Origin of the sequence: Nonomuraea sp. NPDC050547, assembly GCF_044457345.1 — a bacterium.
Taxonomy (GTDB): domain Bacteria; phylum Actinomycetota; class Actinomycetes; order Streptosporangiales; family Streptosporangiaceae; genus Nonomuraea.
Genome location: NZ_JBITGW010000019.1, coordinates 23,453 through 50,451 on the forward strand (window position 1 = coordinate 23,453; position 26,999 = coordinate 50,451).

General features: G+C 69.5%; 25 protein-coding genes and 1 pseudogene. 16 read left to right on the forward strand and 10 right to left on the reverse strand.

Annotated features, from left to right (window positions below; all coding sequences use genetic code 11):
- The first annotated feature begins 15 nt into the window (after positions 1-15).
- A complete protein-coding gene (locus ACIBHY_RS39505; RefSeq protein WP_397309368.1) occupies positions 16-1,701 on the forward strand; it encodes an ABC transporter ATP-binding protein in 1,686 nt (561 codons plus the stop codon).
- Entirely contained in the window at positions 1,691-3,442 is a 1,752-nt protein-coding gene (locus ACIBHY_RS39510) for an ATP-binding cassette domain-containing protein (protein WP_397309369.1), read from the forward strand. The genes ACIBHY_RS39505 and ACIBHY_RS39510 overlap by 11 nt, the downstream gene beginning before the upstream one ends.
- Here ACIBHY_RS39510 and ACIBHY_RS39515 read toward each other — a convergent pair.
- Positions 3,421-4,110, reverse strand: a complete 690-nt coding sequence (locus ACIBHY_RS39515; protein ID WP_397253803.1) for a response regulator — start codon at positions 4,108-4,110, stop codon at positions 3,421-3,423. The genes ACIBHY_RS39510 and ACIBHY_RS39515 overlap by 22 nt on opposite strands.
- The gene (locus ACIBHY_RS39520) at positions 4,107-5,339 is read right to left on the reverse strand and encodes a sensor histidine kinase (RefSeq protein ID WP_397253805.1); all 1,233 of its coding nucleotides are present in this window, start codon (positions 5,337-5,339) and stop codon (positions 4,107-4,109) included. The genes ACIBHY_RS39515 and ACIBHY_RS39520 overlap by 4 nt, the downstream gene beginning before the upstream one ends.
- A gap of 215 nt (positions 5,340-5,554) precedes the next feature.
- Between ACIBHY_RS39520 and ACIBHY_RS39525 the strand changes: the two genes are divergently transcribed.
- The 7 genes from ACIBHY_RS39525 to ACIBHY_RS39555 all read left to right on the forward strand — a co-directional run bounded on the left by ACIBHY_RS39525 (position 5,555) and on the right by ACIBHY_RS39555 (position 10,669).
- Positions 5,555-5,902: a metalloregulator ArsR/SmtB family transcription factor gene (locus ACIBHY_RS39525; RefSeq protein ID WP_397253807.1), complete on the forward strand. Its 348-nt coding sequence runs from the start codon at positions 5,555-5,557 to the stop codon at positions 5,900-5,902.
- Positions 5,899-6,573, forward strand: a complete 675-nt coding sequence (locus ACIBHY_RS39530) for a hypothetical protein (RefSeq protein WP_397106697.1) — start codon at positions 5,899-5,901, stop codon at positions 6,571-6,573. Before ACIBHY_RS39525 ends, ACIBHY_RS39530 begins: the two co-directional genes overlap by 4 nt.
- Positions 6,573-6,776 (forward strand): PLDc N-terminal domain-containing protein, encoded by a 204-nt coding sequence (locus ACIBHY_RS39535; protein WP_397253811.1) that lies wholly within the window; start codon positions 6,573-6,575, stop codon positions 6,774-6,776. The genes ACIBHY_RS39530 and ACIBHY_RS39535 overlap by 1 nt, the downstream gene beginning before the upstream one ends.
- A complete protein-coding gene (locus ACIBHY_RS39540; protein ID WP_397309370.1) occupies positions 6,773-7,675 on the forward strand; it encodes an ABC transporter ATP-binding protein in 903 nt (300 codons plus the stop codon). The genes ACIBHY_RS39535 and ACIBHY_RS39540 overlap by 4 nt, the downstream gene beginning before the upstream one ends.
- Complete coding sequence (locus tag ACIBHY_RS39545; RefSeq protein ID WP_397309371.1) at positions 7,672-8,424, forward strand: hypothetical protein; 753 nt, start codon at positions 7,672-7,674, stop codon at positions 8,422-8,424. The genes ACIBHY_RS39540 and ACIBHY_RS39545 overlap by 4 nt, the downstream gene beginning before the upstream one ends.
- Before the next feature lie 266 nt (positions 8,425-8,690).
- Entirely contained in the window at positions 8,691-9,677 is a 987-nt protein-coding gene (locus ACIBHY_RS39550) for a hypothetical protein (RefSeq protein WP_397309372.1), read from the forward strand.
- Positions 9,678-9,730: 53 nt separating this feature from the next.
- On the forward strand, positions 9,731-10,669 hold the full coding sequence (locus ACIBHY_RS39555; protein ID WP_397309373.1) for a hypothetical protein: 939 nt from the start codon (positions 9,731-9,733) through the stop codon (positions 10,667-10,669).
- 96 nt (positions 10,670-10,765) lie between these two features.
- Here the strand turns inward: ACIBHY_RS39555 and ACIBHY_RS39560 are convergent, their stop codons facing one another.
- A complete protein-coding gene (locus tag ACIBHY_RS39560; protein ID WP_397309374.1) occupies positions 10,766-11,959 on the reverse strand; it encodes a cytochrome P450 in 1,194 nt (397 codons plus the stop codon).
- A gap of 592 nt (positions 11,960-12,551) precedes the next feature.
- Here ACIBHY_RS39560 and ACIBHY_RS39565 point away from each other — a divergent pair.
- The 3 genes from ACIBHY_RS39565 to ACIBHY_RS39575 all read left to right on the forward strand — a co-directional run bounded on the left by ACIBHY_RS39565 (position 12,552) and on the right by ACIBHY_RS39575 (position 14,007).
- Positions 12,552-12,965 carry a hypothetical protein gene (locus ACIBHY_RS39565; RefSeq protein ID WP_397309375.1) on the forward strand — a complete coding sequence of 138 codons (414 nt, stop codon included), beginning with the start codon at positions 12,552-12,554 and terminating at the stop codon, positions 12,963-12,965.
- A complete protein-coding gene (locus tag ACIBHY_RS39570; RefSeq protein ID WP_397309376.1) occupies positions 12,962-13,507 on the forward strand; it encodes a DUF1772 domain-containing protein in 546 nt (181 codons plus the stop codon). The genes ACIBHY_RS39565 and ACIBHY_RS39570 overlap by 4 nt, the downstream gene beginning before the upstream one ends.
- Before the next feature lie 212 nt (positions 13,508-13,719).
- The gene (locus ACIBHY_RS39575) at positions 13,720-14,007 is read left to right on the forward strand and encodes a hypothetical protein (protein ID WP_397309377.1); all 288 of its coding nucleotides are present in this window, start codon (positions 13,720-13,722) and stop codon (positions 14,005-14,007) included.
- A 338-nt stretch (positions 14,008-14,345) separates the two neighbouring features.
- Here the strand turns inward: ACIBHY_RS39575 and ACIBHY_RS39580 are convergent, their stop codons facing one another.
- The 4 genes from ACIBHY_RS39580 to ACIBHY_RS39595 all read right to left on the reverse strand — a co-directional run bounded on the left by ACIBHY_RS39580 (position 14,346) and on the right by ACIBHY_RS39595 (position 19,667).
- On the reverse strand, positions 14,346-16,433 hold the full coding sequence (locus ACIBHY_RS39580) for a xanthine dehydrogenase family protein molybdopterin-binding subunit (protein WP_397309378.1): 2,088 nt from the start codon (positions 16,431-16,433) through the stop codon (positions 14,346-14,348).
- The gene (locus tag ACIBHY_RS39585) at positions 16,430-17,410 is read right to left on the reverse strand and encodes an FAD binding domain-containing protein (protein WP_397309380.1); all 981 of its coding nucleotides are present in this window, start codon (positions 17,408-17,410) and stop codon (positions 16,430-16,432) included. Before ACIBHY_RS39585 ends, ACIBHY_RS39580 begins: the two co-directional genes overlap by 4 nt.
- On the reverse strand, positions 17,407-17,907 hold the full coding sequence (locus ACIBHY_RS39590; protein ID WP_397253833.1) for a (2Fe-2S)-binding protein: 501 nt from the start codon (positions 17,905-17,907) through the stop codon (positions 17,407-17,409). Before ACIBHY_RS39590 ends, ACIBHY_RS39585 begins: the two co-directional genes overlap by 4 nt.
- Before the next feature lie 239 nt (positions 17,908-18,146).
- The gene (locus ACIBHY_RS39595) at positions 18,147-19,667 is read right to left on the reverse strand and encodes an FAD-dependent oxidoreductase (protein WP_397309381.1); all 1,521 of its coding nucleotides are present in this window, start codon (positions 19,665-19,667) and stop codon (positions 18,147-18,149) included.
- A gap of 124 nt (positions 19,668-19,791) precedes the next feature.
- On the opposite strand from ACIBHY_RS39595, the gene ACIBHY_RS39600 reads away from it, so the two are divergent.
- From ACIBHY_RS39600 to ACIBHY_RS39615, 4 genes are all read left to right on the forward strand, one after another.
- Positions 19,792-20,346 carry a hemerythrin domain-containing protein gene (locus ACIBHY_RS39600; protein WP_397309382.1) on the forward strand — a complete coding sequence of 185 codons (555 nt, stop codon included), beginning with the start codon at positions 19,792-19,794 and terminating at the stop codon, positions 20,344-20,346.
- Positions 20,347-20,375: 29 nt separating this feature from the next.
- Complete coding sequence (locus ACIBHY_RS39605; RefSeq protein WP_397309383.1) at positions 20,376-22,592, forward strand: catalase; 2,217 nt, start codon at positions 20,376-20,378, stop codon at positions 22,590-22,592.
- 76 nt (positions 22,593-22,668) lie between these two features.
- Entirely contained in the window at positions 22,669-23,529 is an 861-nt protein-coding gene (locus ACIBHY_RS39610) for an SDR family oxidoreductase (protein WP_397309385.1), read from the forward strand.
- Between the two features lie 42 nt (positions 23,530-23,571).
- On the forward strand, positions 23,572-24,051 hold the full coding sequence (locus ACIBHY_RS39615) for a TspO/MBR family protein (RefSeq protein WP_397309386.1): 480 nt from the start codon (positions 23,572-23,574) through the stop codon (positions 24,049-24,051).
- A 78-nt stretch (positions 24,052-24,129) separates the two neighbouring features.
- On the opposite strand, the gene ACIBHY_RS39620 is transcribed toward ACIBHY_RS39615, so the two are convergent.
- The 3 genes and pseudogenes from ACIBHY_RS39620 to ACIBHY_RS39630 all read right to left on the reverse strand — a co-directional run bounded on the left by ACIBHY_RS39620 (position 24,130) and on the right by ACIBHY_RS39630 (position 26,991).
- Complete coding sequence (locus tag ACIBHY_RS39620; RefSeq protein WP_397309387.1) at positions 24,130-25,344, reverse strand: PP2C family protein-serine/threonine phosphatase; 1,215 nt, start codon at positions 25,342-25,344, stop codon at positions 24,130-24,132.
- Between the two features lie 18 nt (positions 25,345-25,362).
- Complete coding sequence (locus ACIBHY_RS39625; protein WP_397309388.1) at positions 25,363-25,800, reverse strand: DUF6789 family protein; 438 nt, start codon at positions 25,798-25,800, stop codon at positions 25,363-25,365.
- A gap of 10 nt (positions 25,801-25,810) precedes the next feature.
- Positions 25,811-26,991: pseudogene (locus ACIBHY_RS39630) on the reverse strand (zinc-dependent alcohol dehydrogenase).
- Positions 26,992-26,999 lie beyond the last annotated feature (8 nt).

Consider the following 26,999-nt stretch of genomic DNA (forward strand, 5'->3'; position numbering starts at 1 on the left):
TCAGGGAGGACATGAATGCGCTGGACAAGCGCCGACCGGCTACTGGCCCGCACGGCACGGGCCGGCTGGTGGTGGAACATCCCGCTTTTCACCGTGAACCTGATCCGCGCGGCCGGGGCTCTCGCGCTCCCGGCGGTCCTCGCGGCGGCGATCGACGAGCGGCTCGCGAAGGAGGAGGGACATACCGCCATCACCCAGCTGACCGGCCTGGTCCTGCTCCTGCTGGCAGCCGAGGTGGTCAACCAGCTCATCGCGCCCTGGTGTGTGAGCACGCTCATCCTGGGCCTGCGGCGTGATTTCCTCACCCACATCCTGCGGCTCGGCACCCGCGAGCGTGCCAGGTTCGCCGGCGGTGATCTGACCAGCAGGTTGCTGACCAACACCACGGAGACGGCCTCCGTCGTCCCGCTGTTCAGCTCCTGGATCACCTCGCTGCTGGTATCCGGCGGCGCCCTGATCGCGCTCGCTCTGATCGACCTTCGCCTGTCGGCCGCCTTCGTCGTCGGCGCGCCGGTCGCCGCTCTGGTGATCCGCTCCTTCGTCGGCAGGGTCTCGCCGCTGCTGACCACGTATCTGGAGATCCAGGGCCGGATGTCGGGCCGGTTGGCGGAGGTTCTGGCCGGCATCCGCACGGTCCGCGCGGCCGGCTCCGAAACTCAGGAGATCGACCGCGTGCTCGCGGACCTGCCCGACCTCCATCGCGCCGGGCATGACTCGTGGATACTGCAGGGCAAGCTGAGCCTGCGTGCCTCCCTGCTGATGCCGCTGATCCAGGTCGCGGTCCTGGCCACCGCCGGGTACGCGCTGGTGGGTGGCGACATCACCCCGGGCCAGCTGACCGCCGCAGCGGCGTATGCGGGGATGGCCCTCGGGCTGCTGAGTCAGGCCGGGGCCTTCATGGCCCTTGCCCAGGCACGCGCGGGCGCCCGCCGCCTGGAGGAAGTCCTGTCCACCCCGACCATGTCGTACGGCACGCGCACGCTGCCCGAAAGTCCCGGTGACCTCACCTTTCAAGGCCTGACCGTGAACGGAGTCCTGGACGGCGTCACCCTGCGCGTGCCGGGCGGAAGCAGCCTTGCTCTCGTCGGCTTGTCCGGATCGGGCAAGAGCACGCTGGCAGCGGTCGCCGGTCGGCTCACCGACCCGGACGCCGGCCAGGTACTCCTGGACGGGGTACCGGTACGTGAACTCGCCGCCGCGGAGCTGGCCGCCCATGTCAGCTGGGCGTTCGAGCGCCCCTGCTACCTGGAGGGGACGTTCACGGACGCGATCGGTTTCGGCTCCGGCGACCGGGTCCGGGATGCCGCCCAGGCGGCGCAGGCGGACGCGTTCATCAGGCGGTTGCCCCAAGGGTATGACAGTGAGTGCGCGAGCACCCCGCTGTCCGGCGGGGAACGCCAGCGCCTGGGCCTGGCCCGCGCCCTGGCCCGCACCAGTCGCCTGCTGATCCTCGACGACGCGCTGTCCAGCGTGGACAGCGTCACCGAGCTGCACATCAGCAAGGCCCTCACCCAGCAGGTCACCGCTACTCGGATCATCGTGACCCACCGCCCTTCACTGGCCGCCCGCGCCGACCGGGTGGCCTGGCTCGAAGACGGCCGCCTGCGCGCCGTGGCGCCACACCACGAGCTGTGGAAACAGCCGCGCTACCGCCGGCTGTTCAACCCGGGACAGGAACGGGAGTTCAGCCATGCGTCATGACACGGTGGGCTGGCACCTGATCGGCCACTCGCTCGTGGCCCGCCGCAAGCCGCTGGCCGGGCTGGCGGCCTGGTCGGCTCTCGAGGCGCTGCCCGCGACCGTAACCGGACTGCTGCTCGCCAAGGCGATCGACACGGGCTTCCTGCGCGGCGACATCCGAACCGGGCTGCTGTATTTGTCCGGGCTGCTGCTCGCCTACGCCCTCGGCGGCATCGCCACCCGCTTCACCTTCCCGATGATCGGATCGATCGTCGAGCCCCTGCGCGACGAACTGATGCACGCGGTCGTCGCCGGCATCGTGCGCGGCAGCGACGGCGTCATCGCCGACGGAGCCACGATCTCCCGTATCACCCAGCAGGTCGAATCCGTACGCAGATCGGTGGCGGCGCTGCTGAACGGGCTGCGCCGCTTCGCCTTCACGATCGTCGCGGCGGCCATCGGGCTGAGCGCGCTGGCCGGCGAGATCGTGTGGCTGATCCTGCCGCCCGTGCTCGTCTCGGCGCTGCTGTTCACCGCGCTGCTACGCCGCCTGGCCCGCCGCCAGCGGGCCACGATCGAGGCGAACGAGCGCGTGGCCCGCGAGGCGAGCGCCGCCATCGGCGGCCATCGCGACATCGCGGCCTTCGGCCGCCAGGACGAGGTGGTCGACGGCGTCCACCTCGCGCTGAGCGCCGAGCGCGCAGCCCAGCAGCGGCTGGCCGGCGCGACCGCCACGCGCAGCCTCATCACCGCGATCGGCGGCCAGCTACCTCTGCTCGCGTTGCTGCTGGCCGCTCCCTGGCTCATTGACCGTGGCATGAGCGCCGGTGTGCTCGTGGGCGCGGCGACCTACCTCAGCGCGCACCTGGAGCCGGCCATGCGGATGCTCACCGAGCTCGTCGGCGGGTCCGGGCTGCAACTGGCGGTGACCATCCGCCGCCTCGCCGCCCTCGATCACGCGCCGGCGCCCGCTCAGGCAGGTGAGCCGGTCACTCCGCGCGGCAACCGCGTCATGGTGGACGACATCTGGTTCTCCTACGGCGCGGACGCCGAACCCGTCCTGCGTGAGTTGTCCTTCGCCGTGCCTGAGGACGGCCATCTGGCCATCGTGGGCCCCAGCGGCATCGGCAAGTCGACGCTCGCGATGCTCCTGGCCGGGCTTGCGCTCCCCTGCCGGGGGGAGGTCACGGTGGGGGCGGTGCGTCCTGATGGCATCGCCGCCCACCACCGCCGCGAGCACATCGTGCTGGTACCGCAGGAGTCGTATGTCTTCCGCGCCACCGTCGCCGACAACCTCCGCTACCTCGCTCCCGAGTCGAACGAGCATGAGCTGGTGACCGCCGCTGAGCTCGTCGGCGCCGACGAGCTCATCACCCGCCTGGGCGGGCTGCGCGCGCAGCTCGACCCCGCCACGTTGTCGGCGGGCGAGAAGCAGCTGATCGGGCTGGCCCGCGCCTACGCGAGCCGAGCCCGGGTGGTCATTCTGGACGAGGCCAGCTGCCACCTGGACCCCGCCGCGGAGGCACACGCCGAGCGCGCGTTCCGCGACCGGCCGGGCACGCTCATCGTGATCGCTCACCGCGCCGCGTCCGCCCTGCGGGCTGACCACATCCTCCTGCTGGACGGCACCCGTGCCTTCTTCGGCGACCATGACCATCTCCTGACATCCTGCGCGCTCTACGCCGAACTCGTCGCTCCCGCCGGACAGCGCGGATCAGGCCATGGCGGATCCGCCGTACCTCACGAGCCGGTCTGCCGTTGAGACACCCACACCGCCAGCTGGGTCCGGTCGCGCAGGCCCAGCTTGCGCAGGCAGTTGGAGATGTGATTCTTGGTCGTGCCCTCGGTGATGTGCAGGTGCCGCGCGATCTCACGGTTGGAAGCGCCGGAACCGATGAGCATGGCAACCTCATACTCGCGATCCGACAACCCGCACGGTGCCCCCACCGCGGCGCCCGGCTGCTGCGGCTCGGCCGGACCAGCCACGCCGGCCTCTTCACGCAGGGCCGCCACCAGCCGCTCGGCCGCAGGCGCGCCCAGCACGGTCTCCCCCCGCGCAGCCCGCCTGATCGCGGCCACCAGTTCATCTGGCGAGGTGTCCTTCAACAGATAACCGCGTGCTCCCGCGCGCAGGCCGCCAAAAATATAGTCATCGTCGTCGAACGTCGTCAGCATCACCGCGGCGATCCGCGGGAAGTCCGCACGCAGCCTCGCAACCAGCTCGACACCATCCATACGCGGCATTCGGGCGTCGACCAAGGCGACCTCCGGCTGACGCTCCCGCGAAAACGTCGTCAGCAGCTCCAGCGCCTCCAGACCATCGGCGGCCAACCCGGCGACCTCGATACCCGGCTCGATCTCCAGCAGCTTACGCAGGCCCTCACGCATGAGGATCTGATCGTCGACCAGCAAGACCCGAATCACGTTCATACCGGCACCATCGCTCGCAGAGTGAATCCCTCACCAGGGTCGCTCGCCAGCCGCAGCTCGCCCTTGACGGCTTCCACTCGTTCCTGCAGGCCGCGCAGTCCGAACCCGCCGGCGATCGCGTCCACCACAACACCGGTGCCGTCGTCGCGGACGCTCACCTCCACACGCTCCGGCGTGCACTGGAGCGCCACCTCGATGCGGCGCGCCCGGGAATGGCGTAGAGCATTGGTCAACCCTTCCTGAACTATCCGGTAACACACCAGTTCACGACCCTCATCGATGTCCGGCCACGCGCCCGTCACCGTGAAGTCGACCTCGAGGTCGGCCGAGGAGAACGACTCGGCCAGTGCCCGCAGCGCGGCGATACCCTTGCGACCGTCCATCCGCAACGGCCGCAGCGCACGTACCCACCGCCTCGTGTCCGTCAGGGCCTCCAGCGTGAGCTCCTGGGCTTGCCGCACTTCCCCCCAGGCCGCCTCGGGGCGCAAGGACCTGTACCGCTGCGCGTTCGACAGCCCCACATTGATCACGGTCAGATAGTGACCCACCGAATCATGCATGTCCCGCGCCATCCTGGCCCGCTCCTCGGCAATGGCCAGCTCCCGAGTCCGCGCCGCATGGCGCCGGAGCTCCGCGTGCGCATCCTCCAGTTCGGACAGCAGACGCCGCGTCTCCTCCGCCCGCCGATGCGCCTCGATCATCGCCACCACGACAACCATGATCACCAAACAGAGAAGCAGCACGGTCGCGCCGTTCAGAACGGCGGCCAGCAGCGACTGCTCCGGGTTGATCACTCCGAGCAGGAAATGGAACAACCCGGCCGTGGCGGCGTAGGCGATGCCCCCGCGCAATCCGAAGACCACCAGGACGTTGCCCACAGCCATGCTGGCGATCAGCAGAGCGGCGACCCCTCCGGCCATCATCAGCAGCAGGCTCGTGACCACGAACAGCGCACTGGCCGTCTTGCGCGGAACAGAAGCCCCGGGCCGCCACGGCACCGCCAGCCACAACACGCAGCTCAGTGGTAAGGCGGCCGCGCTGATCAGGAACGTCGTCTGCGACAGCGGCCACCCATCCTGCAACCGATCTGACGCCTGGAATCCGACCACGAACACCAGCGCGCTGATGAGCGCGGACCCCCAGAAGAAGATGTTGAACACCAGCGGCGGGCGATCCTCTGGGAATCCCACCCAGCTGTTGACGTCACGGATCGACCTGGCATCCCGCATAACCGGGAGCATAACCAGCCCTTTCCCTCAGCACAGCGTGGCAAAGGTCATGTCCTGACAGCCATGACCCCGGTCATGGCGGCCCCGCTCCGAATCATGACCCTGATGTGCCATGTGTGGGATATCTGGGACCGATTATCCGAATCTACGATCATCACGACTCCTAACGGGGGCCCGGCTCAGGCAGCGACAAACGTCGGAACGGAGCGTGTTAGGTGTTGGCGAATCGCACCTTCGAAGCATTGGCTCACGCGCGGCGCCGCGAGGTGTTGTCCGTACTCAGAGATCACCAGCGGATGTCGGCCGGCCAGCTCGCCGAGCACCTCGGCGTGCCCCGGCCCACCCTTTCCGGGCATCTCAACGTCCTGAAAGGCGCGGAGCTGATCGTAGGCGAGCGAGACGGGACGACCATCTGGTACCGGCTCAACCTCAGCGTGATGGAAGAGACCGCCCACCTCGTCTTATCGCTTCTGACCAGAGAAAACACCGCACTCAAGATCCGCGCGGCCGTACTCGCGGATCTCACCGACAACCACCACGTGAGGATGAGGAAGGCTGTATGAGCAACGCGCCATCGAACCTCCAGACCGCCCGTCCACCGTGGATCGGCATCATCGTGTCCGCCCTGAGCCTGCTCGCCATGGCCGTCGTGGCCTGGAGGGTATGGGACTCCCTTCCCGCACTCGTGAACACCCGCGAGGCCACGCCCATCCGCGCCGGCGTCCAGGTGCCGCGCATCGTCGTCGTCACCGCGCTGCCGGGCGTACTGATGCTGATCGCCGCGATCATGACCGTCTCCACCACGCTCGGCGGCCGTCTGCGCCATCATGTCGACCCGCGACTCGTCGCCAGCCCGCGCTCGCAGACCAGGTCGATGAACGTCCTGTTCGTCATCCTCCCGTTGTTCCTCCTCGTCCTGCACACCGGCCTGCTGTTCAAGACCACCGACCGGCACTTCCCGTTGGAGCAGGCGGTGGGGGTGGCCTTCGGCGTCCTGCTGGCCTCGCTCGGCAACGTGCTCCCCAAGATCAGCCCGGCGCGGGTCTCCGGCCGCTTCGCGCTGGCCTGGCAGCACTCACAGCGAGCCGGCGGCGCGGCCATGGTGATCCTGGGGATCGCCTGCGCCATCGGAGTCTTCTTCCTGCCGCCGACCATCGTGGTCGTGGCCGCGGCCCTGCTGATCGCGCCGATCTACGTTCTGATGGTCCTTCTCGCCATGGCCAGGTCCCGCTGATGACACCCGACAAGACGACAATCGTCCTGCTCACTCTCATCCCCTACATGGCGATCATGATCGCCTTCGCGATCTACTGCCTGATCGACCTCTCCCGCGTCCCCGGAGTCAAGCACCTGCCCAAGTGGGGCTGGGCGCTGGCCTGCCTGCTGGCCATGCCCTTGGGCGGCATCCTCTACCTGGCCGTGGGGAGAGATCGGTGAGCGAGCATGCTGTGATCACCCACGGGCTGACGCGCGACTATGGGAACGGCGCCGGGGTGTTCGACATCGACCTGTCGGTGGGCCAGGGCATCGTCTACGGGCTCGTCGGCCTCAACGGCGCCGGTAAAACCACGCTGCTGATGCTCCTTGCCGGACTCAGGCATCCCGACTCCGGGCAGATCAGCGCCAGACCGGCCCCCTCCGAGATCGCGATCTGCCCGGACGTGCCGGAGTTCGAACCCTGGCTGAGCGCCGCCGAAGTCGTCGAATGGGCCGCCCGGCTGGCCGGGCACGACCATGAGCCCGGCCGGGCCCGGCACGTTCTGGAGCAGGTAGGGCTCGGTGCGGTGGCGCACCGCCGTACCAAGGGATTCTCCCGCGGCATGAGCCAGCGCCTCGGCCTGGCCGCCGCCCTGATCGGGCGGCCACGCCTGCTCATCCTGGACGAGCCCGCCGCCGGCCTCGACCCGCAAGGACGAGCAGACGTGCTCACCCTGATCGAATCCCTGGCGGGACAGACCACCGTCATCTTCTCCAGCCACCAGCTCGGCGACATCGAGCGAGTCTGCGACGAGGTCGGCGTCCTGCGGGACGGACGCCTGGTCCACCAAGGACCCGTCCGGCAGTTGCTGACCGAACGCCTCTCCCCGGCCTGGCACGTCGGCGTGCGCGGCACCGCCCACGACATCGCGGACCTGCTGGCCGCGCAGCCCTGGGTCACGACGTCCCGTGCCGTGAACCACGACACCGTCCATGTCGAGGCCGGCTCGATCGCCTCGGGCGAGCGCGGCATCCCCGCGGTGCTGAGCGCCGCGGGCCACGCGATCACCGGCATGTACCCGCAGGAAGCCAGACTGGAAGACGCCTTCGCGGCGCTGACCTCGGAAGGCACCCGATGAACGGATGGGCATGGCGCCTGGAGTGGCTGCGCCTGTGCCGCACCCACCGCTTCCTGGCCGCGGCGGCGCTCTTCATCACCTTCGGCATGTCAGGGCCGTTCATGGCCCTGTACTCCGGTGCGATCATCGCGCGAGCCGGTGCCTCGCTCTCGGTTCCGCCCGTCGCGGTGACGCCCGCGGCCGGCGTCGCCTCCTTCGTCGACAACAGCATCGGCCTGGGCCTCCTGCTCGTCATCGTGGTCGCCGCGGCGACCCTGGCCATCGACCACCGTCCGGCCGTGTCGATCTACTACCGCAGCCGGGCGCGTTCGGCCGCCGCCCTGCTCGTTCCCCGCTATGTCGTGGTGACGCTCGCCATGATCGCGGCCTACTCGGTGGGTGCGTGGATCACCTGGTACGAGACGGCGGTCCTCATCGCGATGCCCTCCGCGGCGGCGATGGTGCTCGGCAATCTCCTCGTGGCCCTCTACTTGGCGTTCGCCGTCGCGGTGGTCGCCCTGCTGTCCGCACTTCTTCGCGGCGTGCTGCTCATCGCCGGTGTCGCGGCCATGGTGTTGCTGGCACTGCCCGTGGCGGGGCTTGTACCCGGGCTCGGCGCGTGGATGCCGTCGAGACTACTCACCGCGCAGCACACCCTGCTCGAAACGGCCGGCCTCACCGACTTCACACCCGCCGCCGGAGTGGCGGCGATCGCCACCACAATCTGTCTGACCCTGGCCACCCGGTACGCGTATCGCAGAGAAATCTGAACCAGTGGCCGGCAGACACGGGTGTTCATGTCCCGGAGCAACCTGCCCTGGTGGACCCGTGGGTTGTCGCGGCACCGGTGTCCGCTGCCTGGAATAGGCCCCGCCATTTCCGAGCTCGGTGCCGAAAGAAAGGCGGCCTTGCATTCTCTGGATGACTTGCGCGGTATCCGTAAAGGAACCCTCCCGCGAGTTGAATCCATGGGAATTGACATGATCGCCCGATGTCCTGGAGCCTGGAGTCACCCCCTCGAAAGGCCGGTACACGCGTGGACAGGGATCGCTACGCCAGGTTCGCCATCGTCATCGCCTCACTGGTCCTTCTCCCGCTGGTCCTTGAGCTCATCTCCTGGTACATCGAACGGGAGGACTACAGCGTCTCCCGCGCCATCACCGTGCTTCTGGTTATCGTCTCGCTGGCCGTGACGGCGCTGGTGCTCGGCCGGCTGCGGGCCCGGCTGCCGATACTCCTGGTGGCCGCGATGACGGTGGCAGCGGTGGCAGAAGGCGTCATGGGTTTCGTCGCCGCGTTCGGTCCGGTGTGGTGGCGGGGCGGAATCGCGAGCGAGTTGCTGGGGCTGGTCACCGCGGGAGTCAGCGCGTTCACCATTGCCACCGGCGTCTACCTGATGACCCTGTACCGCCGGAGCCTTTACCTTCCGCATTTGTCGGCGCCCACGGGTCCGGCACCGACGGCCACCAAGCGCAGGGTGATCGGCGAGTCGGAAATCCTGATCCGGACCGTGCCCAACCCGAGCGGCTCGGTGGAGAAGGCTCTCAACAGTTGCGTGGCCATGCTGGACCAGGACGACCTGCACTTCGTCGGCTACTTCCTAGGTGAGCAATGCCTGTTCTACACCGACGTGCTGGAGGACGCCGATCTGGCCCACTTCTTCCACGACACCGACCCCGAGCAGCGCCGAGAACTCTACTTACAGGCCGGGCGGCAGATGCTGTGGCTGACCGCCCGGCTGGACCGGCAACTGTCCAGGATCGAGAGCGGCATCCTGATCAGGACTGTGCTCGACGTCGAGCGTGGCGCGCTGTACTTTCACTGGGTCGATGCCGGCCTCTATCTGGTCGGCGTCACGCTGGACCAGCGCAAGGTCGACGTGGTCGACGACAAGATGGCCCGGCTCGTGGACATCATCCGCGGGCACTTCACGCTGCCGCCGATCAACCAGCGCGAGCCCCCATCGCGAGGGCACTTGCGACCGATCTCAGGGGGTGAACGTTGGTCAGAATCGGGTTCTTAATCCTCATTGTCGGCTTCGGATGGCTTACTGCTGACTTGGCCGGCATTCGCGGGTTGACGCACTCGGGGGCCTATCTGCTGCTCAGCAGCCTGCTGCTGGCGATCGGCCTGTACGGCAGCACGCACGGCATCGACCGGGCCGAGGCCCGCCAGCATGGCAAGCTGATCCTGCTCGCGGTCACCGTCGGCGTACTGTTGAAGGCGGCCTTCATCGCGGGAGTCGTCCACCTCGTCTCCGGCGACCCGCGCGCGGTGATCCTGGCGGTGGCGATGGCGCAGATCGACCCGCTGTCGGTCGCCTCCGTCATGGCCGACAACCGCCTGTCCGATCGAGCCAGGACGATCCTGGGCGCATGGTCGTCCTTCGACGATCCGGTGACGATCATCCTGGCCTTCTACGCCGTGTCACTCAGCCGGCCCACCGACGGCCTGTCGGCGTCCTACCTGATGGATCTGGGACTGAACGCGTTGTTCGCCGCGGCCGCCTACGGACTGTGGCGGCTCCTTCGCAAAGCGCCGCCCGTACTGACCTATCTGGCCGTGGTCTCCGCGATCGCCTCCGCGGCCTGGAGTTCGCTCATGCTGGGCATCGCCACCGCCGGACTGTACCTGCGCCTGCCCGATTCCCGCTGGCTCTCCCGGGCGGTGACCGCCGCCTTCGCCCTCTCGGCGTTCCTGATGGGACTGCTGCTGGTCGGTGGGACCAACCTGGCGATGGGCCTGCTCCTTGGCTTGGCCGCGTTCACCGCCCAGATGCTCGCCGCGCTCGTCCTCACCCACGGCCTGCCCATGATCGACCGGATCCATCTGGGGCTGGCGCAACAGAACGGGATCACGGCGGTGATCCTGGCCCTGGCCTTTGAACGGGAATTCCCCGGCTTCGTGGCGGTGGTCGCCCCGGCCATCCTGACCGTGAACCTTGTCTATGTACTGGCCAACCGCGCAGCCGACATCTGGGGCCCCCGCCCTGCCCAGCCCTCCCCACCGGGCTGACGTTCACGCGCCGGCCCGGCCGAAGCTTCGGCACCATCCGCCGGGCTCGCCGAGCACGCCACCGTGGCTTGCCGGCGGCCTGGTTCACCGCGCGGCTCACCACGTGATCGGGGTCTCGACCAGGCTCTCGATGAGGGTTCCCTCGGTACGCCGCAACTTCTCCGCCGCGATCGTCAGGCGCAGCGTGGGGAACCTGCGCAGCAGGGTGCCCAGAGCGGTCTGCAGCTCCAGCCGGGCCAGCGCGGCGCCGATGCAGAAGTGCGGGCCGGCGCTGAAGGTCAGGTGGGCGTTGTCGGTGCGGGTGATGTCGAGGTCGCCGGGCCGCTCGAACACCTCGCGGTCCCAGTTGGCCGACTCCACCGCGGGGATGAGCCCGGATCCCCGGGGGATCGTCACGCCGCCGACCTCGATGTCCTCGGTGACATAGCGCAGCATCGACAGCGAGCCGCTCATGAGCTTCCAGCGCAGCAGTTCTTCCACGGCGCCGTCCAGCAGCGACTCATCGGCCCGCAGCAGCTTCAGCTGGTCCGGCTCGGACAGCAGCTTGGCCACGCTCAGGCTGAGCTGACTGGCGGTGGTCTCGTAGCCGACGAGCAGCAGCAGGCGGCACCACCAGTGCAGCTCGTACTCGGTGAGCCGGGTGTCGTCGTCGTCGTGGACCTGGATCAGCGCGCTGACGAGGTCGCCGGCCGGGCTTTCCCGCTTGGCCGTGATGAGCGTGCTCATGTAGGTGTTCAGCTCGCCCAGCGCGCGGTGGATCTCCTGCCTGGTGTATCTGCTGGTGGACAGGAAGTGGTCGGTCCACCTGCGGAACCTGCTCTGGTCCTGCGGCGGGACGCCCAGCAGGTCGCAGATGATGCGGATGCTGAGCGGGAACGCCAGGTCCTCGGCGACGTTCGCGGGCGGGCCCTTGGCCGCCATGGCGTCGATCAGCTCGTCGGTGATCTCCTGCGCGCGTGGCCGCAGCCGCTCCACCCGGGTCGCGCTGAACGCCCTCATCACCAGCCGCTTCACCCGGGTGTGCTCGGGCGGGTCGGGGTCCAGCTTCGCGTCCTGGAACATCATGGTGGTCTTGGACATCTTCGGCGCGTCCGGCCGGTTCAGGTTGCGGCTCACCCTGGGGTCGGTCAGCACCTTCCTGACGTCCTCGTGGCGCGTCACGAGGTAGACCTCGTCCCCACTGGGGATGCTCACGCGCCGCACGGGCTCGTCGTGGATCGTGTCCAGCTCCTCGGGTACGGCGAGCGGCCCCGGCCGGCGGAAGGGGTACGGGAGGGGGTGGATGCACACAGCGGTCTGCCTCTCTGGAATCGGCCTACCAGAAAGCGATCCGTCACGATATGTGATGACTTCTATGCAGAACGTATCGGTGTGTGGGCATGCGAACGGATACCTCAGCGGCGAGGAGATCAAGGTCCGTCCTCCCAACAACGACGGATCGCCGGAATCCTCATGGTCGGCCGAGCCACTCGAGGCCGGATCGAGAGTCGCTGAAGGCACCGTCAGGCCGGCGCGACGTCCTGGCTGCGGTACAGCAGGCTGACCAGACAGAAGCCAGGCTCTGTACGGTCTCCTGCGTTGTGTTACCCGAGGTCAGCGGCACAGCACCGACCACCAGGCCAATCCGGTCCGAGCAGCGAGTGCTCATCCACAGCCGAAACACGGTCGTCTGGGCCGGCGCCTTTGGCCAGATAGCGCTGAAGAATCCCGGCCATTTACCGATGAAACTCACAACGATCAGCAAGCCGTCGCAGGTCGAACAAGCTGCCGGGTACCCGTCGGCGGCTGCTGCTTCACCCCCGGTCGAAGCAGCCGATATCGCCGCTGGTTCAACCAGAACTTCAGCGAGAACTACCTGCTGGAGCCCGTACTGGACGGCCAGGTGTTCCTGCCCGTCGGTGACATCCGCGAGCCGTTCGTGGACGCCGACGACATCGCCGACGTAGCGGTCGCCGCGCTCACCGGCGAGGGGCACCCCGACCAGACATATGAGGTCACCGGCCCTGGCCTGCTCACCTTCGCTGACGCGATCGCCGCCATCGCCTCGGCCACCGGCCGCGACGTCACCTTCAACTCGATCCCCGCGGCGGATTACGCTGACGCGCTGACCGCCGAGGGTGTGCCCATCGAGATCGTCGAGTTGCTCGGCTACTTGTTCACCACCGTCATGGACGGCCGCAACGCTCACCTCGGCGACGGTGTGCAGCGGGCCCTGGGCCGTGCTCCCCGCACCTTTGCCGACTACGCCCGCCACGCCGCCGCCACCGGCATCTGGAACCCCCAGGAGGCCATGTGAAACTCCTGCAAAGCGTCATACTCCTCATCTCCGCTATCAGCACCGGCCTAATGGCCGGGCTGTTCGCGGGCTTCTCCTACTCGGTGATGCCGGGCCTGAACCGCTCCTCCGACCGCACGATGGTCGAGGCGATGCAGAACATCAACAAGGCGATCCTCAATCCGACCTTCATGTCGCTGTTCATGGGGTCGATCCCGCTCATCGCCCTGGCCGGCGTGCTGGCCTGGCGGGGGTACGGCAAGCCGGCACTGCCGTGGATCATCGCCGCTCTCGTGCTCTGCCTGGTGGCGTTCCTCATCACCAGCGGCGTCAACGTCCCCCTCAACGACCAGCTCGCCAAGGCGGGGGACGCTCAGCATCTCGCCGCCGCACGCGAGCAGTTCGAGAGCAAGTGGGTGTTGTGGAATAACATCCGGGCTCTCGTCCACATCGCCGCCTTCGGCTGCCTGGCCTGGGCCCTGATCGTGTCCGGCACCCAGCGGCCGTCGTCGGCAGGCCAGCCAACCGCACCGTACGAAACGCGCCAGACCTCGATCGGCTGAGCACCACGCGTTTCGAGGCCCCACATCCCCGTCCGGGCGTGTGATGCTGCTCATGACCATGTCCGGGGTCGAGGAGGAAGTCCGCAGGAATTAGCGGTAGCGCAGCTACGGAGGAGTTATGCCCGAGCCGACCGTTCGGATGCCCTGGAGGGAAAGGCCCCGACGGTGAAATCTTCCGTTCTAGTGGTCGTCGCAACACCCCACCTCAGGGGATGCGAACCGTCTCCCAGGTGCGCAAGGTCATGGGACGCCGCACCGAGCTGGACCTCACCGTCACCGAGTACGCGCCCGGTGGGTACCTCACCCTGCGGACCGCGCCGAACAGCCGCCCCGGCGTCACCCAGCGCTATGGCGTACGGGCATCCGCGAACGGCTGCCAGGTCCCCTTCAGCCTGGAGCTCGACAGCGTGCCGAAGATGGCAGAACGCCTGGTCCGAGCCCAGCTCGGCAAGCAGATCCCCATGGTGTTCGACCGCCTCGGCTCGCTCCTGAAGGCCTGATCGTGGACGGCGAACCGCTTGGGAACGGCCAGAGGACTCTGGGCGCCGCCGACCTGATCGAGCCGCCGCGCTCCGGCACCGGGCACCGCCGCTACGCCCGCTTCCAGCTGCCGTAGCCGGGCAGCCGCCGGAGGTTTCGCCGGGCCCCGGCCGGGGTCCGGCCCTCATGCCCAGGCCTGTTGGGGCCCGATCAGAGTCTTGGGAGCAACAGGCCGCCGCCATGAGACTGGGTTTGATGGAGTCGTACCGGCAGATGCTCAGGACCTGCGCCACTGCGCCTGACCGCGATCATCGATGGCCGCCGACGCCTCCTCAGCCCGGTCCCCTGGGAGGAGCGCTCAGCGCAGCAGCTTGTCGAGGCGGATGGGCAGGTCGCGAATCCGGATGCCGGTGGCGTGGTACACCGCGTTGGCGATGGCCGCCGCGGTGCCGACGATGCCGATCTCGCCGATGCCCTTGGTGCCCATCGGGTTGAGGTGCGGATCGTCCTCCTCGACCCAGACCGCCTCGATGTCGCGCACGTCCGCGCACGCCGCCACGTGGTACTGGGCGAGGTCGCGGTTGAGGTAGTCGCCGAACTCCCTGTCCATGAGGCTCTCCTCGAACAGCGCCGTCGACAGGCCCATCGTCATGCCGCCGATGAACTGCGAGCGCGCGGTCTTCGGGTTGACGATCCTTCCCGCCGCGAACACGCCGAGCATCCGCAGGACTCTGGTCTCTCCCGTGTCGACGTCCACGCCGACCTCGGCGAACTGGGCTCCGAAGGCGTGGCGGGAGAGGCGCTCCTGCGCGCCGATCTCCTCCTTGGTGTCGGCGGTGGCCTCCAGACCGGTTGAGCGCACGTCGCCGCTCCTGGAGACCCGTTCCCGCAGCGCCTCGCAGGCCCGCACGACGGCCGTGCCCCAGGAGGCGGTGCCCATCGACCCGCCCGCAAGGGTGGCGGGGGGCAGCGCGCTGTCGCCGATCTCCACCGTCACCCTGTCGGGTGAGGTGCGCAGGGCGTCGGCGGCGATCTGGGTGAGCACCGTGCGGGCGCCCGTGCCTATGTCCGTGGCGGCGATCCTGACGGTGTAGCGGCCATCGGGCTCCAGGCGGGCGCTCGCCTGGGAGGGGCTGCGATAGGCCGGGTAGGTGGAGGCGGCCACGCCGGTCCCGATCAGGGTCCGCCCCACGAGCCTGGCGCCCGGCGTGGGATCGCGGTCCGTCCAGCCGAACCTCCGCGCCCCTTCACGCAGGCAGGCCACCAGGTTCCTGGAGCTGAACGGCTCGCCGCTCTCCGGATCGGCGTCGGGCTCGTTGCGGACGCGCAGCTCGACGGGGTCGATCCCGCAGGCGATCGCCAGCTCGTCCATGGCCGACTCCAGCGCGAACATACCGGGGGCCTCTCCCGGCGCGCGCATCCAGCTCGGAGTGGGGACGTCGAGCCTGACCACCCTGTGGGTGGTCCTCCGGTTGGCCGCGGCGTACATGATCCGGGTGGGCACGGTGGTCTGCTCGACGAACTCGCGGATGGTGGAACACTGCTCGATCGCCTCGTGCACGATCGCGGTCAGCCGGCCGTCCGCGTCGGCGCCGAGCCGTACGCGCTGGATCGTCGGAGTGCGGTAGCCGGTCACCGCGAACATCTGCTGGCGGGGTACGGCGAGCTTGACCGGGCGGCTGACGTGCTTGGCGGCCAGCGCTGCGAGCACAACCGGGGCAAGGGGCAGCCCCTTGGACCCGAACCCGCCTCCGACATGGGAGGCGATGACCCTGACGTTCGCCGGCGGCATGGCGAACAGCGCCGCCAGCGTGGCGCGCACCGCCGATGCCCCCTGGGTCGAGTCGTACAAGGTCAGCCCGTCGGCGTCCCATCGGGCGACGGTCGCGTGCGGTTCCATCGGGTTGTTGTGCTCGGCGGGCGTGCTGTAGATCGCGTCGACCCGGATCGGCGCCGCCTCCATGGCCGCGTCGGGGTCGCCGTGCTCGCTGTCGGTGGGGTAGCCGGCGTTGACCTTCTCGGGCCGGTACAGCCCCGGATGGTCGGCGCGCAGCTCGGTGTCGTGCGGTTCGCTCGCGTAGTCGACCGACAGCGACCTGGCCGCATCCCCGGCCGCCTGCAGGGTCTCGGCCACCGCGACGGCGATGTACTGACCCCGGTAGGCGACCCGCGCGGACTGCAGCACCGACAGCTCGGCGTTGTCGGGGGGCGCCAGCCTGGGCGCGTTGCGATGCCAGATGATCGCGATCACGCCGGGGATGGTGAGCGCCGCCTGCACGTCTATCGCTCGCACCTCCCCGCGGGCGATGGCCGCCTGCACGGGCACCGCGTAGACAAGCTCGTCGGGAGAGTGCTCGTAGGCGTAGCGGGCGCGGCCCGTCACCTTCTCCATGCCCTCGACCCTGTCGAGGGCCGTGCCGACGTACTTCCTGGCCGTGGTGGTCATGACGCCAGCTCGCTGAGGACACGGACGAGGACGTTGCGGACGAGCGGCACCTTGAAGGCGTTGTCCGGCAGCGGGCGGGCGCCGGCCAGCTCGATGTCGGCCGCTCTGGTGAACTCCTCGGCGGTGGCGGGCGCGCCACGCAACGCCGACTCGGCCAGCGTGGCCCGCCAGGGCACGTGGGCGACGCCGCCCAGCGCGATGCGGCAGTCGCGCACGACTCCGTCGGTCAGGTCGAGCGCCACCGCCACCGACACCACGGCGAACGCGAACGAAGCCCGGTCGCGTACCTTGCGGTAGCGCGAGCGGGCGGCGTACGGCAACGCGGGCAACTCGACCGCGGTGATCAGATCACCGGGTTCCAGCACGGTGTCGCGCTCGGGATCGTCGCCCGGCAGCCGGTGAAGCCCTGGCAGCGGCAGGGTACGCATCCCTTCGATGCCCTCGACGTGCACGCTGGCGCCGAGCGCGGCCAGAGCGACGGCCATGTCCGAAGGGTGGGTCGCCACGCAGCTGCTGGAGTGCCCGATGATCGCCAGGTTACGGTGGTCGCCCTCGCGGGCGGGGCAGCCCGAGCCGGGCCGGTGCTTGTTGCACGGCTTGGCGATGTCCTGGAAGTAGGAGCAGCGGGTGCGCTGCAGGAGGTTGCCGCCGACGGTGGCCATGTTGCGGATCTGCCCGGAGGCGCCCGCCAGTAGCGCCTGCGCGAGCATCGGGTAGCGACGGCGCACCACGGGATGGGCGGCCAGGTCGCTGTTGCGCGCCGCCGCGCCGATCAGCAGGCCGCCGCCGGAGCTCTCCTCGATGGCGTCCGACGTGGCGCGGGTGATGTCCACCAGCACGGCGGGCGTGGCCACGCCCAGCCGCATCAGATCCACCAGGTTCGTGCCGCCACCGAGGTACATGGCCTCGGACTGCCTGCTCAGCGCGTCGACCGCCGACCGCGCGTCGACCGGCCGCTGGTAGTCGAAGGGTTTCACCGCGCCACCTCCCCTATCGCGGCGACGATGTTGACGTAGGCGCCGCAGCGGCACAGGTTCCCGCTCATTCGCTCGCGGATCTCCTCCTCGTCGAGGGCAGGCTCGGCGCGCACGTCCCCCGTGACCACGCTCGGCCAGCCCGCGGCGGCCTCGGCCAGCACGCCGACCGCCGAGCACAGCTGTCCCGGCGTGCAGTAGCCGCACTGGAAGGCGTCGTGGGCGATGAAAGCGGCCTGGAGCGGATGCGGCGTCTCCCCTTCGGCCAGCCCTTCGACCGTGGTGATCTCTTTATCGTCCAGGGTCACCGTGAGCGTCAGGCACGACTTGACGCGCCGGCCGTCCACCAGCACGGTGCACGCGCCGCACTGACCGTGGTCGCAGCCCTTCTTCGCGCCGGTCAGATCCAGGCGTTCCCTGAGCGTGTCCAGCAACGTCTCGCGGGTGTCCACGACCACGGGGTGGCCGTCGCCGTTGACCGACAGCCGCATGTCCATCATGACCGGAACGTCACGCCCTGAAGCAATCACGGGCGCTTCCTACCCGCCCCTCCACGCGCGCATCCTGTCTCGCCCACGATTTCCACGCAGCGGACTCATTCATGGCCCGCGGGCGGTGGCCTCCTTACCGGCACGCACGTTGGCGGCGCATCCGGCAACAAGCTGGTCGGCAGGAGACCGCGATCGTGGTGCGTCCGCCGGTGCGCGATCTGGCCGAGGAGACCGGCTTCGACCATGTCCTAATCCGGTGATGCGTCCAGCTCGACCGGTGGCAATGGGTGCACCGCGGGTCCCTGCAGGACGGCGCCATCGACGTCGAAGCGTGAGCCGTGACAGGGGCACTCCCAGGAGCGTTCCGCCTCGTTGAAGGCCACGACGCAGCGCAGGTGGGTGCAGATGGCCGACACGGCGTGGAGGGCGCCGTCGGTGTCGCGGTAGACAGCGCGGAGTTCGCCGTCGGTCTTGATTACGGCTCCCTGTCCGCGCGGCAGATCGGTCACGTCGCCGCTGTCAGGTACGGCCAGCCGGTCGGCGACGAAGTGCCGGACGACGGCGGTCTGCGCCTTGACCGCCGGACCGGCTTCGCGCAGAGGGTGCAGCCGCCGGGGATCGTAGATCTCCGACCATGGCGACTCTCCCCCGGTGATCAGGGTGCTGAGCAGCAGGCCCGCCATGACTCCGTTGCTCATGCCCCACCCGCCGAAGCCGGTGGCGACGTAGGCGTGCCTGGCCCCGAGGTGGAGCGGGCCGACGAAGGGCAGTCCGTCGGTGGTGCTGTTGTCCTGAGCCGCCCACCAGTGCGTCACCGTGTCGGTCGCGAACCGCTCCGTCGTCCAGGAGCGGAGCCGGTCCAGGCGTTCGGTCACCCGGCCCGCTCCTGGGGTGAAGGTCTCGCCGGTGACGATGAGCAGCCGCTGCCCGTCGCCGTACGGGGCGGTGCGGACGGAACGGGTGTTCTGCTCCGTGGTGATGAACATCGCGCCCGGGTCGCTCCTGGCCGGGATCGGCGCGGCGACGACCAGTTCGCGATGCGGCCGCAGGCGGGCGAACAGCACAGCCCGGTCGAAGATCGGATAGTGCGTGGCGACGATCACGTCGGCCGCCGTGACGACCTGCCCGCTCTCGGTGGTGACCTGGCAGGGTTCGCCCTCCTTCAGATCGACCACGCGCGTGCCCTCGAAGACGAGCGCGCCTTCCCCGGCCATGGCCTCGGTGAGGGCGAGGAGGTAGGCGCGAGGATGGAACTGGGCCTGGTTCTCCACCCGTACGGCACCGGCGATCGGGAAGGGCAGCGTGCTGTCGGTCACGAAGGAGGCCGGCAGTCCGGCCCGGGCGGCGGCCTCGGCTTCGGCGCGCAGCAGACCGAGGTCGTCGGCCGACTCGGCGTAGGTGAGCGCGGGCACCCGCTCCAGGTCACAGTCGATGCCCAGGGTGGTCGCGGTGGCGGCGAGATGGTCGATCGCCTGTTGCTGGGACTGCGCGTACAGAGCCGCTGTCCCCGCCCCTGCCGAGGAGGCGAGGTCGGCGTAGATCAGGGTGTGCTGGGCCGACAGCTTGGCCGTGGTGTGGCCGCTCACCCCGGCCGCGATCCGCCCGGCCTCCAGCACCGCCACGCTGCGGCCGGCCTTCACGAGTTCCCAGGCCGCGCTCAGTCCCGCGATGCCCGCCCCCACCACCACGACGTCCGCGCGGAGATCCTGCTCCAGGGCGGGGTAGGAGTGCCCCGGCGCGGTCCGCATCCAGTACGACTGTGCGCTCATGCCCGGCCCCTGCCCTGACGGGCGGTGGATAGACCTTGGGTACGTCTGCCGAGGTCACGACCGGTCGGCCGCGTATGTCGCTCATACCCGGGTAGCACCATCCGCGTCACGATCAGGAGGAATAATGTCACAGAATGTAATCGACCTCATCAAGGCGGACCACCGCGACGTCGAGGTGCTCTTCGAGAAGCTGAAGCGGCAGCCGGAGAACCGTCCCGCGCTGGTGGCCGAGCTGGCAGCCAAGTTCGTCGCGCACGCGCGGGCGGAGGAGACGAAGGTCTACACCGCGCTGGCCAAGGCCAAGCCGTCGGAGCGCGGGGAGGTCCACCACGGCGTGCAGGAGCACCACGAGGCCGAGGAACTGCTGGCCAAGCTGATGGACGCCAACCCCGACAAGCCGGAGTTCCTCAGCGCCCTGGAGAACCTGATCAAGGCGGTCAGCCACCACGTCGAGGAGGAGGAGAACGAGATCCTCCCGGCCATGGCCAAGGCCATCCCCGCCGACAAGCTCGTCAAGCTGGGCCGCGTCTTCAGCCAGGCCAAGGCCGACGAACTGGCGACGCCGCCCAAGCCCGTCGGGCGTACCAAACAGGAACTGCTGGACCAGGCCAAGGAAAAGGGCGTCACGGGCTACAGCTCGATGACCAAGGACGAACTGATCGACGCGCTCAGCGACTAGAAGCACGCCATACACAGGGGAACGCTTCCATGCCGAAGAAGAAGACCAAGGCGGCCGATCGCGACGCGCAGGAGATCCCGGGGCGGCCCGGCGCCGAGCCGCCGAGCCTGGCCGAACCCGTGAAGCCGCGCGATCCGCTGCCGCCCAAGCCGGACCAGCGCGGACCCGGCCCGTTCACGCCCACGGGACAGCCGTCCGGCGAGACGGCGCAGACGCGTGCCCAGGGCGGGGAGTTCCTGACGACGGCCACGGGCACGCGGCTGCCCGACACCGACCACTCACTCAAGGCCGGGCCGCGCGGGCCGACCCTGCTGCGCGACCACCACCTTCGCGAGAAGATCACGCACTTCGACCACGAGCGCATCCCCGAGCGTGTCGTGCACGCGCGCGGCGCCGCCGCGCACGGGATCTTCCGGGGCTACGGCACCGCCGCCACCGTCACCAAGGCCGCTTTCCTGGCCAAGGACGTCGAGACGCCGGTCTTCGTGCGGTTCTCCACGGTCCTGGGTTCGCGCGGCTCGGCCGACACCGTGCGCGACACGCGGGGCTTCGCGACCAAGTTCTACACCTCCGAGGGCGTCTTCGACCTGGTCGGCAACAACATCCCCGTGTTCTTCATCCAGGACGGGATCAAGTTCCCCGACGTCATCCACGCGGGCAAGCCGCACCCGGACCGGGAGATCCCGCAGGCCCAGAGCGCCCACGACACGTTCTGGGACTTCGTCTCCCTGCACACCGAGGCCACCCACCACACCATCTGGAACATGTCGGATCGCGGCATCCCGCGCTCGTACCGGATGATGGAGGGCGACGGCGTCCACACCTTCCGCCTGGTCGCCGAGAACGGCGGCACGGTCCTGGTGAAGTTCCACTGGAAGCCGAAGGCGGGCGTGCACTCCCTGGTGTGGGAGGAGGCGCAGCTCCTGGGCGGCCTCGATCCCGACTTCCACCGGCGGGACCTGGCCGACGCCATCGAGGCGGGCGTTCTGCCCGAGTGGGAGCTGGGGGTGCAGGTCTTCCCGGACACCGAGGAGCAGACGTTCGAGGGCATCGACCTGCTCGACCCGACGAAGATCGTGCCGGAGGAGCTGGCGCCGGTGCAGCCGATCGGGCTGATGACGCTCAACGCCAACCCGATCAACTACTTCGCCGAGACCGAGCAGGTCGCCTTCCACGTCGGTCACCTGGTGCCGGGCATCGACGTGACGGACGACCCGCTGCTGGCCGGGCGCCTGTTCTCCTACCTGGACACGCAGATCACCCGGCTCGGCGGGCCGAACTTCGACCAGTTGCCCATCAACCGGCCGCACGCGCCGGTCAACGACATGCTGCGCGATGGCATGCACCAGAGCGCGGTGCACGCCGGGGCGGCGCCGTACCGGCCGAACTCGCTCGACGGCGGCTGCCCGTTCCACGCGCCCGGCGGCTACGTCGAGGCGCCCATTCCGGTGGAGGCGGGGCCGCGCGGGCGGCTCGCACCCGCCTCCTTCGACGACCACTTCACCCAGCCGCGCCTGTTCTGGCTGAGCCTGTCGCCGGCGGAGCGGGAGCACGTGATCGCCGCCTACACCTTCGAGCTGAGCAAGGTGTACGAGCAGGCAATCAAGGAACGGCAGCTCATGGTGCTGGCCAGGATCGATCCGGTGCTGTGCCGGGAGGTGGCAGCCGGGCTCGGCCTGCCGGTGCCGGACGGCGCGCCGGAAGCGGACCCGCAGCCCAGCCCGGCGCTGTCGCAGGTGGGCCAGAGCTGGCCGACAGCGGGCCGCGTCATCGGCATCGTGGCCGGTCCCGACCTCGACGCGGTCCGGACGGTACGGCAGGCGGTGCTCGACGGCGGCATGATGCCACTGGTGATCGCGCCGGCCGGCGGCGTACTGCCGGGGCCGGGCGAACCGGTGGCCGTGCAGCGTACGTTCGCGGCTGCCAGGTCGGTGGAGTTCGACGCGATCATCGTCGCCGGGGCGCCGGCGCCCGCCGCCGACGCCCGGGGCGCCCGCGACGCCAAGGCGGGCGTGAGCTGCGGCCAACTCGATCCGCGGGTCGTGATGCTACTCGGCGAGGCGTACCGGCACGCCAAGCCGATCGGCGGCTGGGGCGGGGCGCAGGAGGTGTTCGACGCCGCCGCGATCCCGGCCTCGGCGCTGGGTGTGGTGTCCGCCGGCGAGGCGGACGACGTCCTTGAGAAGGTGACCGGGCTGCTGGCCGGGCACCGGGTCTGGGAACGCTTCCCCAGCACGCTCGAATAGCGATCCGCTCGCACGTCATCGCAGGTCACGCGCGGCCATGATGTTTGGCCATGCTCGCTCCGGGGAGCCGAAAGGAATGGCAGTCAACGACAGCACGCCGCCGCCCCAGGAACAGCGCTATCCCGGGGCCAGCGACCGGATGACTCCGGACCCGCGCGACGAGATGCGCGACTACGCCGGCCGGGACCTGCTCGCGGGCAAGCGGGCACTCATCACCGGAGGCGATTCCGGTATCGGCCGTGCGGTCGCCGTCGCCTTCGCCAAGGAGGGCGCCGACGTCGCCATCGCCTACCTGTCGGAGGACGAGGACGCCGCCCACACCCGATCCCTGGTCGAAAGGGCCGGCCGGCAGTGCGTCCTGCTGGCCGGAGATCTCGGCGAGGCCACCCACTGCCGGTACGTCGTCGAACAGACCGTGGCCGAGCTCGGCGGCCTTGACATCCTGGTGAACAACATCGCCTACCAGGCGCCGGTGTCGTCTCTGGACGAGCTGACCGACGAACAATGGCAGCGCACCTTCGAGGTCAACATCCACAGCTACTACCGGGTGACCAAGGCGGCGCTGCCGTACCTGGGAGAAGGGGCTGCGATCGTCAACACCTCCTCGGTCAACGGCCTGCGCGGCAACAAGACACTCCTCGACTATTCGGCCACCAAGGGCGCGGTCAACGCCTTCACCCAGGCGATGGCGCAGAACCTCCTGGACCGCGGCATTCGAGTGAACGCGGTGGCACCTGGCCCGGTATGGACGCCGCTCATCCCCGCCACCTTCCCGCAGGAGCGGGTCGAGGACTTCGGCGAGCAGGCGCCGATGGGCCGTCCGGCGCAACCTGACGAGATCGCGCCCTCGTACGTGTTCTTCGCCGCCGCCCGGCTGTCGTCCTACTACAGCGGCGAGATCCTCGCCCCGATCGGCGGCGAGACCCTTCCCGGCTGACCGATCCGTGTCACTCGTCCCCGTGCGGGCAGGGAGGAACGCATGGTCATCAACCAGCCGGCCCGCACCTGGGCCACCTTGCCGATCTTCGTGGCGGTCGTCGTGCTGGTGGCCGCCGTCGGGTCCGTGGCGGCGATGGACGCGGGCGGCCAGTACCTGGCCCTGCGGCGGCCCGCGTGGGCGCCGCCCCCGTGGCTGTTCGGCCCGGCCTGGACCGTCCTGTACGTCCTGATCGCCGTCTCGGGCTGGCTCGCCTGGACCACCCGCCGCGATCCGGCGGCGTTCGTCGCCTACGGGGCCCAGCTGCTGCTGAACGCCGCCTGGACCCCGCTGTTCTTCGCGGCCGGCCAGTATGGTCTCGCCTTCGCCGACATCGTGGCGCTCGGGTTGCTGATCGTCGCCAACATCGTGCTGTTCTGGCGCATCCGCCGCGTGGCCGCGCTGTTGCTGGTGCCGTACCTGCTCTGGGTGAGCTACGCGGCGGCGCTGAACCTCGCCATCTGGCAGCTCAACCCTTCCTGAGGTACGGCTGAAGCCGTCGTGACGGCGCGGCCGGGCCGGCCACGGTGACGGTCAGGCCGCCGGGATGGCGCACGAGCCTCACCGCCCGCTCCCCTGCTCGGGCGTCAGTTGTTCGTGGGCGGCGGTACGCCATTCGGTGAGCAGGACCGTGGCGTCGTCACCGAGCCGGCCGTGATGGTAGTCGAGGATGTTCATGATGAGGCGCCGGAGGGTTTCCGGCACGGGCAGGTTGCCGCTGTGGTGGCGGATGATGAAGTCCACGAACTGTGCCAGCCCGAACTCACGGCCGTGCGGCGCGCCGGCTTCGGTGATGCCGTCGGTGTAGAGCAGCAGCCGGTCGCCGGGTTCGAGCTGCTCGCGGCACAGGGTGACGGGCACGCCCAGGTTCATGCCCATGGGATGGGCGGGCGGGCAGGTCAAGGTGGTGCTCCACCGGCCGCCGCGGATGAGCACCGGCGGCGGATGGCCCCGGTTGATCCAGCTGAGCGTGCCGGTCCGCAGGTCGAGGTCGGCCATGACGGCGGTGACATAGCGGGTGGTGCGCCCGAACTGTCCGATCAACACCTTTTCGACTTCCGCGCTGTTGGTGGCCAGGTCCATGTCCTGGCGGCGATGGTTGCGGCAGGAGGCCATGGCCAGGCCGGCGGTCAGGGCCGCCGACTGGTCGTGTCCTTCGGCGTCGAAGACGGCCAGATGCAGGGTGTCACCGTGGAAGGCGTAGTCGAAGCAGTCTCCGCCGATCTCGTAGGCGGGTTCCATCACCGCGCTGACGGTCACCCGCGGGGTGGCGCAGGTCAACGACGGAGCCAGCCGCCACTGCATCTCGGCGGCGACGTTCATCGGCCGCGAGCGCACCAGCCGCGAGTAGGTGTCGCTGCTGGTGCGCTGGCTGACCAGCAACAACGCCAGCAGCGAAGCCAGATGACGACCGGCCGGAGGGGGCGCGTTCCCGTCGCCGGGCAGCCGGAGCACGCCGAGCCGTTCGGTGCCGTCCAGAAGGGGGAGCCACCACAACTGCCCTCCGTCCTCGCCTCGCTGCGACAGGGGCCGCACTTCCTGGAAGGCTCGGCCGGCCAGCGTGGTGTCGACAAGCAACTCGCCGGCCCCGCCGTCGTCGGCCAGCGGACGCAGCACGTTCTGCTGCAGGTCGGCCACATAGATCACCACATGGGCGAGACCGGCCTGAGCCGCGTGACGGGTCACCAGCCCGGGAAGATCGTCCAGGGTCGCCAGGTGGCTGGCATCCAGCAGACCCTCCAGCATCCTCTCCGCCCCGCTCGTCACCGCACTCACCCCCCTCTCCCGCTGTCGTCAGGGCGCGAGATGCCTGAGCGCCCTGGCCAGCGTGAGCCCGTAGACGACATGACCTGCCGCCATCACCGCGGGACGGCCCGAACGATCCTCGGAGATCGGCGGCAGAATGTCCAGGCCAGGCAGCCACCCTTGATAACTGGTCAGCCAGATGGCCAGTCCATAGCCCACACCCGCCGGGGCCGAGGTCCGGTGCCGACCGGCGAACGCGCCGAACGTCGCCCCCGCCACCGCGCCGAACCCCAGGTGCGCCAGCGCGCCGAGCACGTTCTCGCCGGACTTGGGGCGGTGCTTGGAACCCGGCAGCATCGCGCGCACGACGTTCTTGGGCGGATGCTCGTTCATCAGCCCCGCCCGGCGCCCGGCCACCATGGCCGCGCTCATCGTCAGCGTCGCCAGGACGCCTGCCGCGGCTCCCGCGGCCACCTGTCGCAACATGGTCTCCGCCTTAAGGGTTGAGGAGGATCTTGATGGCCCCGTCCTGCTTCTTCTGGAAGATCTCGTACGCCCGTGGCGCCCGCTCCAGCGGCAGCCGGTGCGTGGCTAGGTCCATGACGCCGAGCGGGTCGGTGTCGTCGGAGACCAGGGGCATCAGGTCGGGGATCCAGCGTTTGACGTGAGCCTGCCCCATGCGGAGCGTGACGCCCTTGTCGAACATGCGCAGCATCGGCATCGGGTCGGCCATGCCGCCGTAGACGCCGACGACGGAGATGGTGCCGCCGCGCCGTACCGTGTCGATGGCCTGCAGCAGCGCCGCGAGACGGTCGACGCCGGCGTTGGTCATCAGCGGCGCGGCCAGCGCGTCGGGCAGCAGACCGGTGAGCGCGTGGGCGAACTTGGCGACGGGTGAGCCGTGGGCCTCCATGCCGACCGCGTCGATCACGGAGTCGGTGCCACGCCCGCCGGTCAGCTCGCGGACGGCACTGGGGACGTCGCCAGCGCGGCGGGCGTCCAGCACCTCGGCGCCGTGGCGGCGGGCCATCTCCAGCCGTTCGGGTACGCCGTCCACGGCGATCACCCGGTAACCGCGGTGACGGGCGACACGGGCGGACATCTGCCCGATCGGGCCAGGCCGAAAACGGTGACGATGCCGCCGCCTGGGATGTCGGCGTACTCGACGGCCTGCCAGGCGGTGGGCAGCACGTCGGACAGGTAGACGAACCGCTCGTCCGGCGGCCCCTGCGGCACTTTGATCGGGCCGAACTGCGCTTGTGGCACCCGCAGGTATTCGGCCTGGCCGCCGGGGACCTGGCCGTCCAGGCGCGTGTAGCCGAACAGGGCGGCCCCCATGCCGTGCTCACGTACCTGGGTGGTCTCGCATTGGGCGAACAGCTCCTCCCGGCACATGTGGCAGTGGCCGCAGGAGATGTTGAACGGGATGACCACGCGATCGCCCGGCGCGATGTGGCTGACTTCGGCGCCGATCTCCTCGACCACGCCCATCGCCTCGTGGCCCAGGACGTCGCCTTCGCTCATGAACGGCCCCAGCACCTCGTACAGGTGGAGATCGGAGCCGCAGATGCCGGTCGAGGTGACCTTGACGACCGCGTCGGTCGGCTCCTTCACGGCCGGGTCGGGCGCCTGCGCGACGCGGACGTCTCGCCTGCCGCGCCAGGTGACGGCTTTCACGGTTGTCC

What these genes read in the sequence shown, in the direction of transcription:
- ACIBHY_RS39520 (WP_397253805.1), bottom strand. Translation starts at nt 5,339, where the DNA reads ATGCGGGATGCCAGGTCGATCCGTGACGTCAACAGCTGGGTGGGATTC.
- ACIBHY_RS39535 (WP_397253811.1), top strand. Translation starts at nt 6,573, where the DNA reads ATGACACCCGACAAGACGACAATCGTCCTGCTCACTCTCATCCCCTAC.
- ACIBHY_RS39545 (WP_397309371.1), top strand. Translation starts at nt 7,672, where the DNA reads ATGAACGGATGGGCATGGCGCCTGGAGTGGCTGCGCCTGTGCCGCACC.
- ACIBHY_RS39575 (WP_397309377.1), top strand. Translation starts at nt 13,720, where the DNA reads ATGCGAACCGTCTCCCAGGTGCGCAAGGTCATGGGACGCCGCACCGAG.
- ACIBHY_RS39595 (WP_397309381.1), bottom strand. Translation starts at nt 19,667, where the DNA reads ATGAGCGCACAGTCGTACTGGATGCGGACCGCGCCGGGGCACTCCTAC.
- ACIBHY_RS39580 (WP_397309378.1), bottom strand. Translation starts at nt 16,433, where the DNA reads ATGACCACCACGGCCAGGAAGTACGTCGGCACGGCCCTCGACAGGGTC.
- ACIBHY_RS39625 (WP_397309388.1), bottom strand. Translation starts at nt 25,800, where the DNA reads ATGTTGCGACAGGTGGCCGCGGGAGCCGCGGCAGGCGTCCTGGCGACG.
- ACIBHY_RS39600 (WP_397309382.1), top strand. Translation starts at nt 19,792, where the DNA reads ATGTCACAGAATGTAATCGACCTCATCAAGGCGGACCACCGCGACGTC.
- ACIBHY_RS39590 (WP_397253833.1), bottom strand. Translation starts at nt 17,907, where the DNA reads ATGATGGACATGCGGCTGTCGGTCAACGGCGACGGCCACCCCGTGGTC.
- ACIBHY_RS39615 (WP_397309386.1), top strand. Translation starts at nt 23,572, where the DNA reads ATGGTCATCAACCAGCCGGCCCGCACCTGGGCCACCTTGCCGATCTTC.
- ACIBHY_RS39515 (WP_397253803.1), bottom strand. Translation starts at nt 4,110, where the DNA reads ATGAACGTGATTCGGGTCTTGCTGGTCGACGATCAGATCCTCATGCGT.
- ACIBHY_RS39610 (WP_397309385.1), top strand. Translation starts at nt 22,669, where the DNA reads ATGGCAGTCAACGACAGCACGCCGCCGCCCCAGGAACAGCGCTATCCC.
- ACIBHY_RS39530 (WP_397106697.1), top strand. Translation starts at nt 5,899, where the DNA reads ATGAGCAACGCGCCATCGAACCTCCAGACCGCCCGTCCACCGTGGATC.
- ACIBHY_RS39505 (WP_397309368.1), top strand. Translation starts at nt 16, where the DNA reads ATGCGCTGGACAAGCGCCGACCGGCTACTGGCCCGCACGGCACGGGCC.
- ACIBHY_RS39605 (WP_397309383.1), top strand. Translation starts at nt 20,376, where the DNA reads ATGCCGAAGAAGAAGACCAAGGCGGCCGATCGCGACGCGCAGGAGATC.
- ACIBHY_RS39510 (WP_397309369.1), top strand. Translation starts at nt 1,691, where the DNA reads ATGCGTCATGACACGGTGGGCTGGCACCTGATCGGCCACTCGCTCGTG.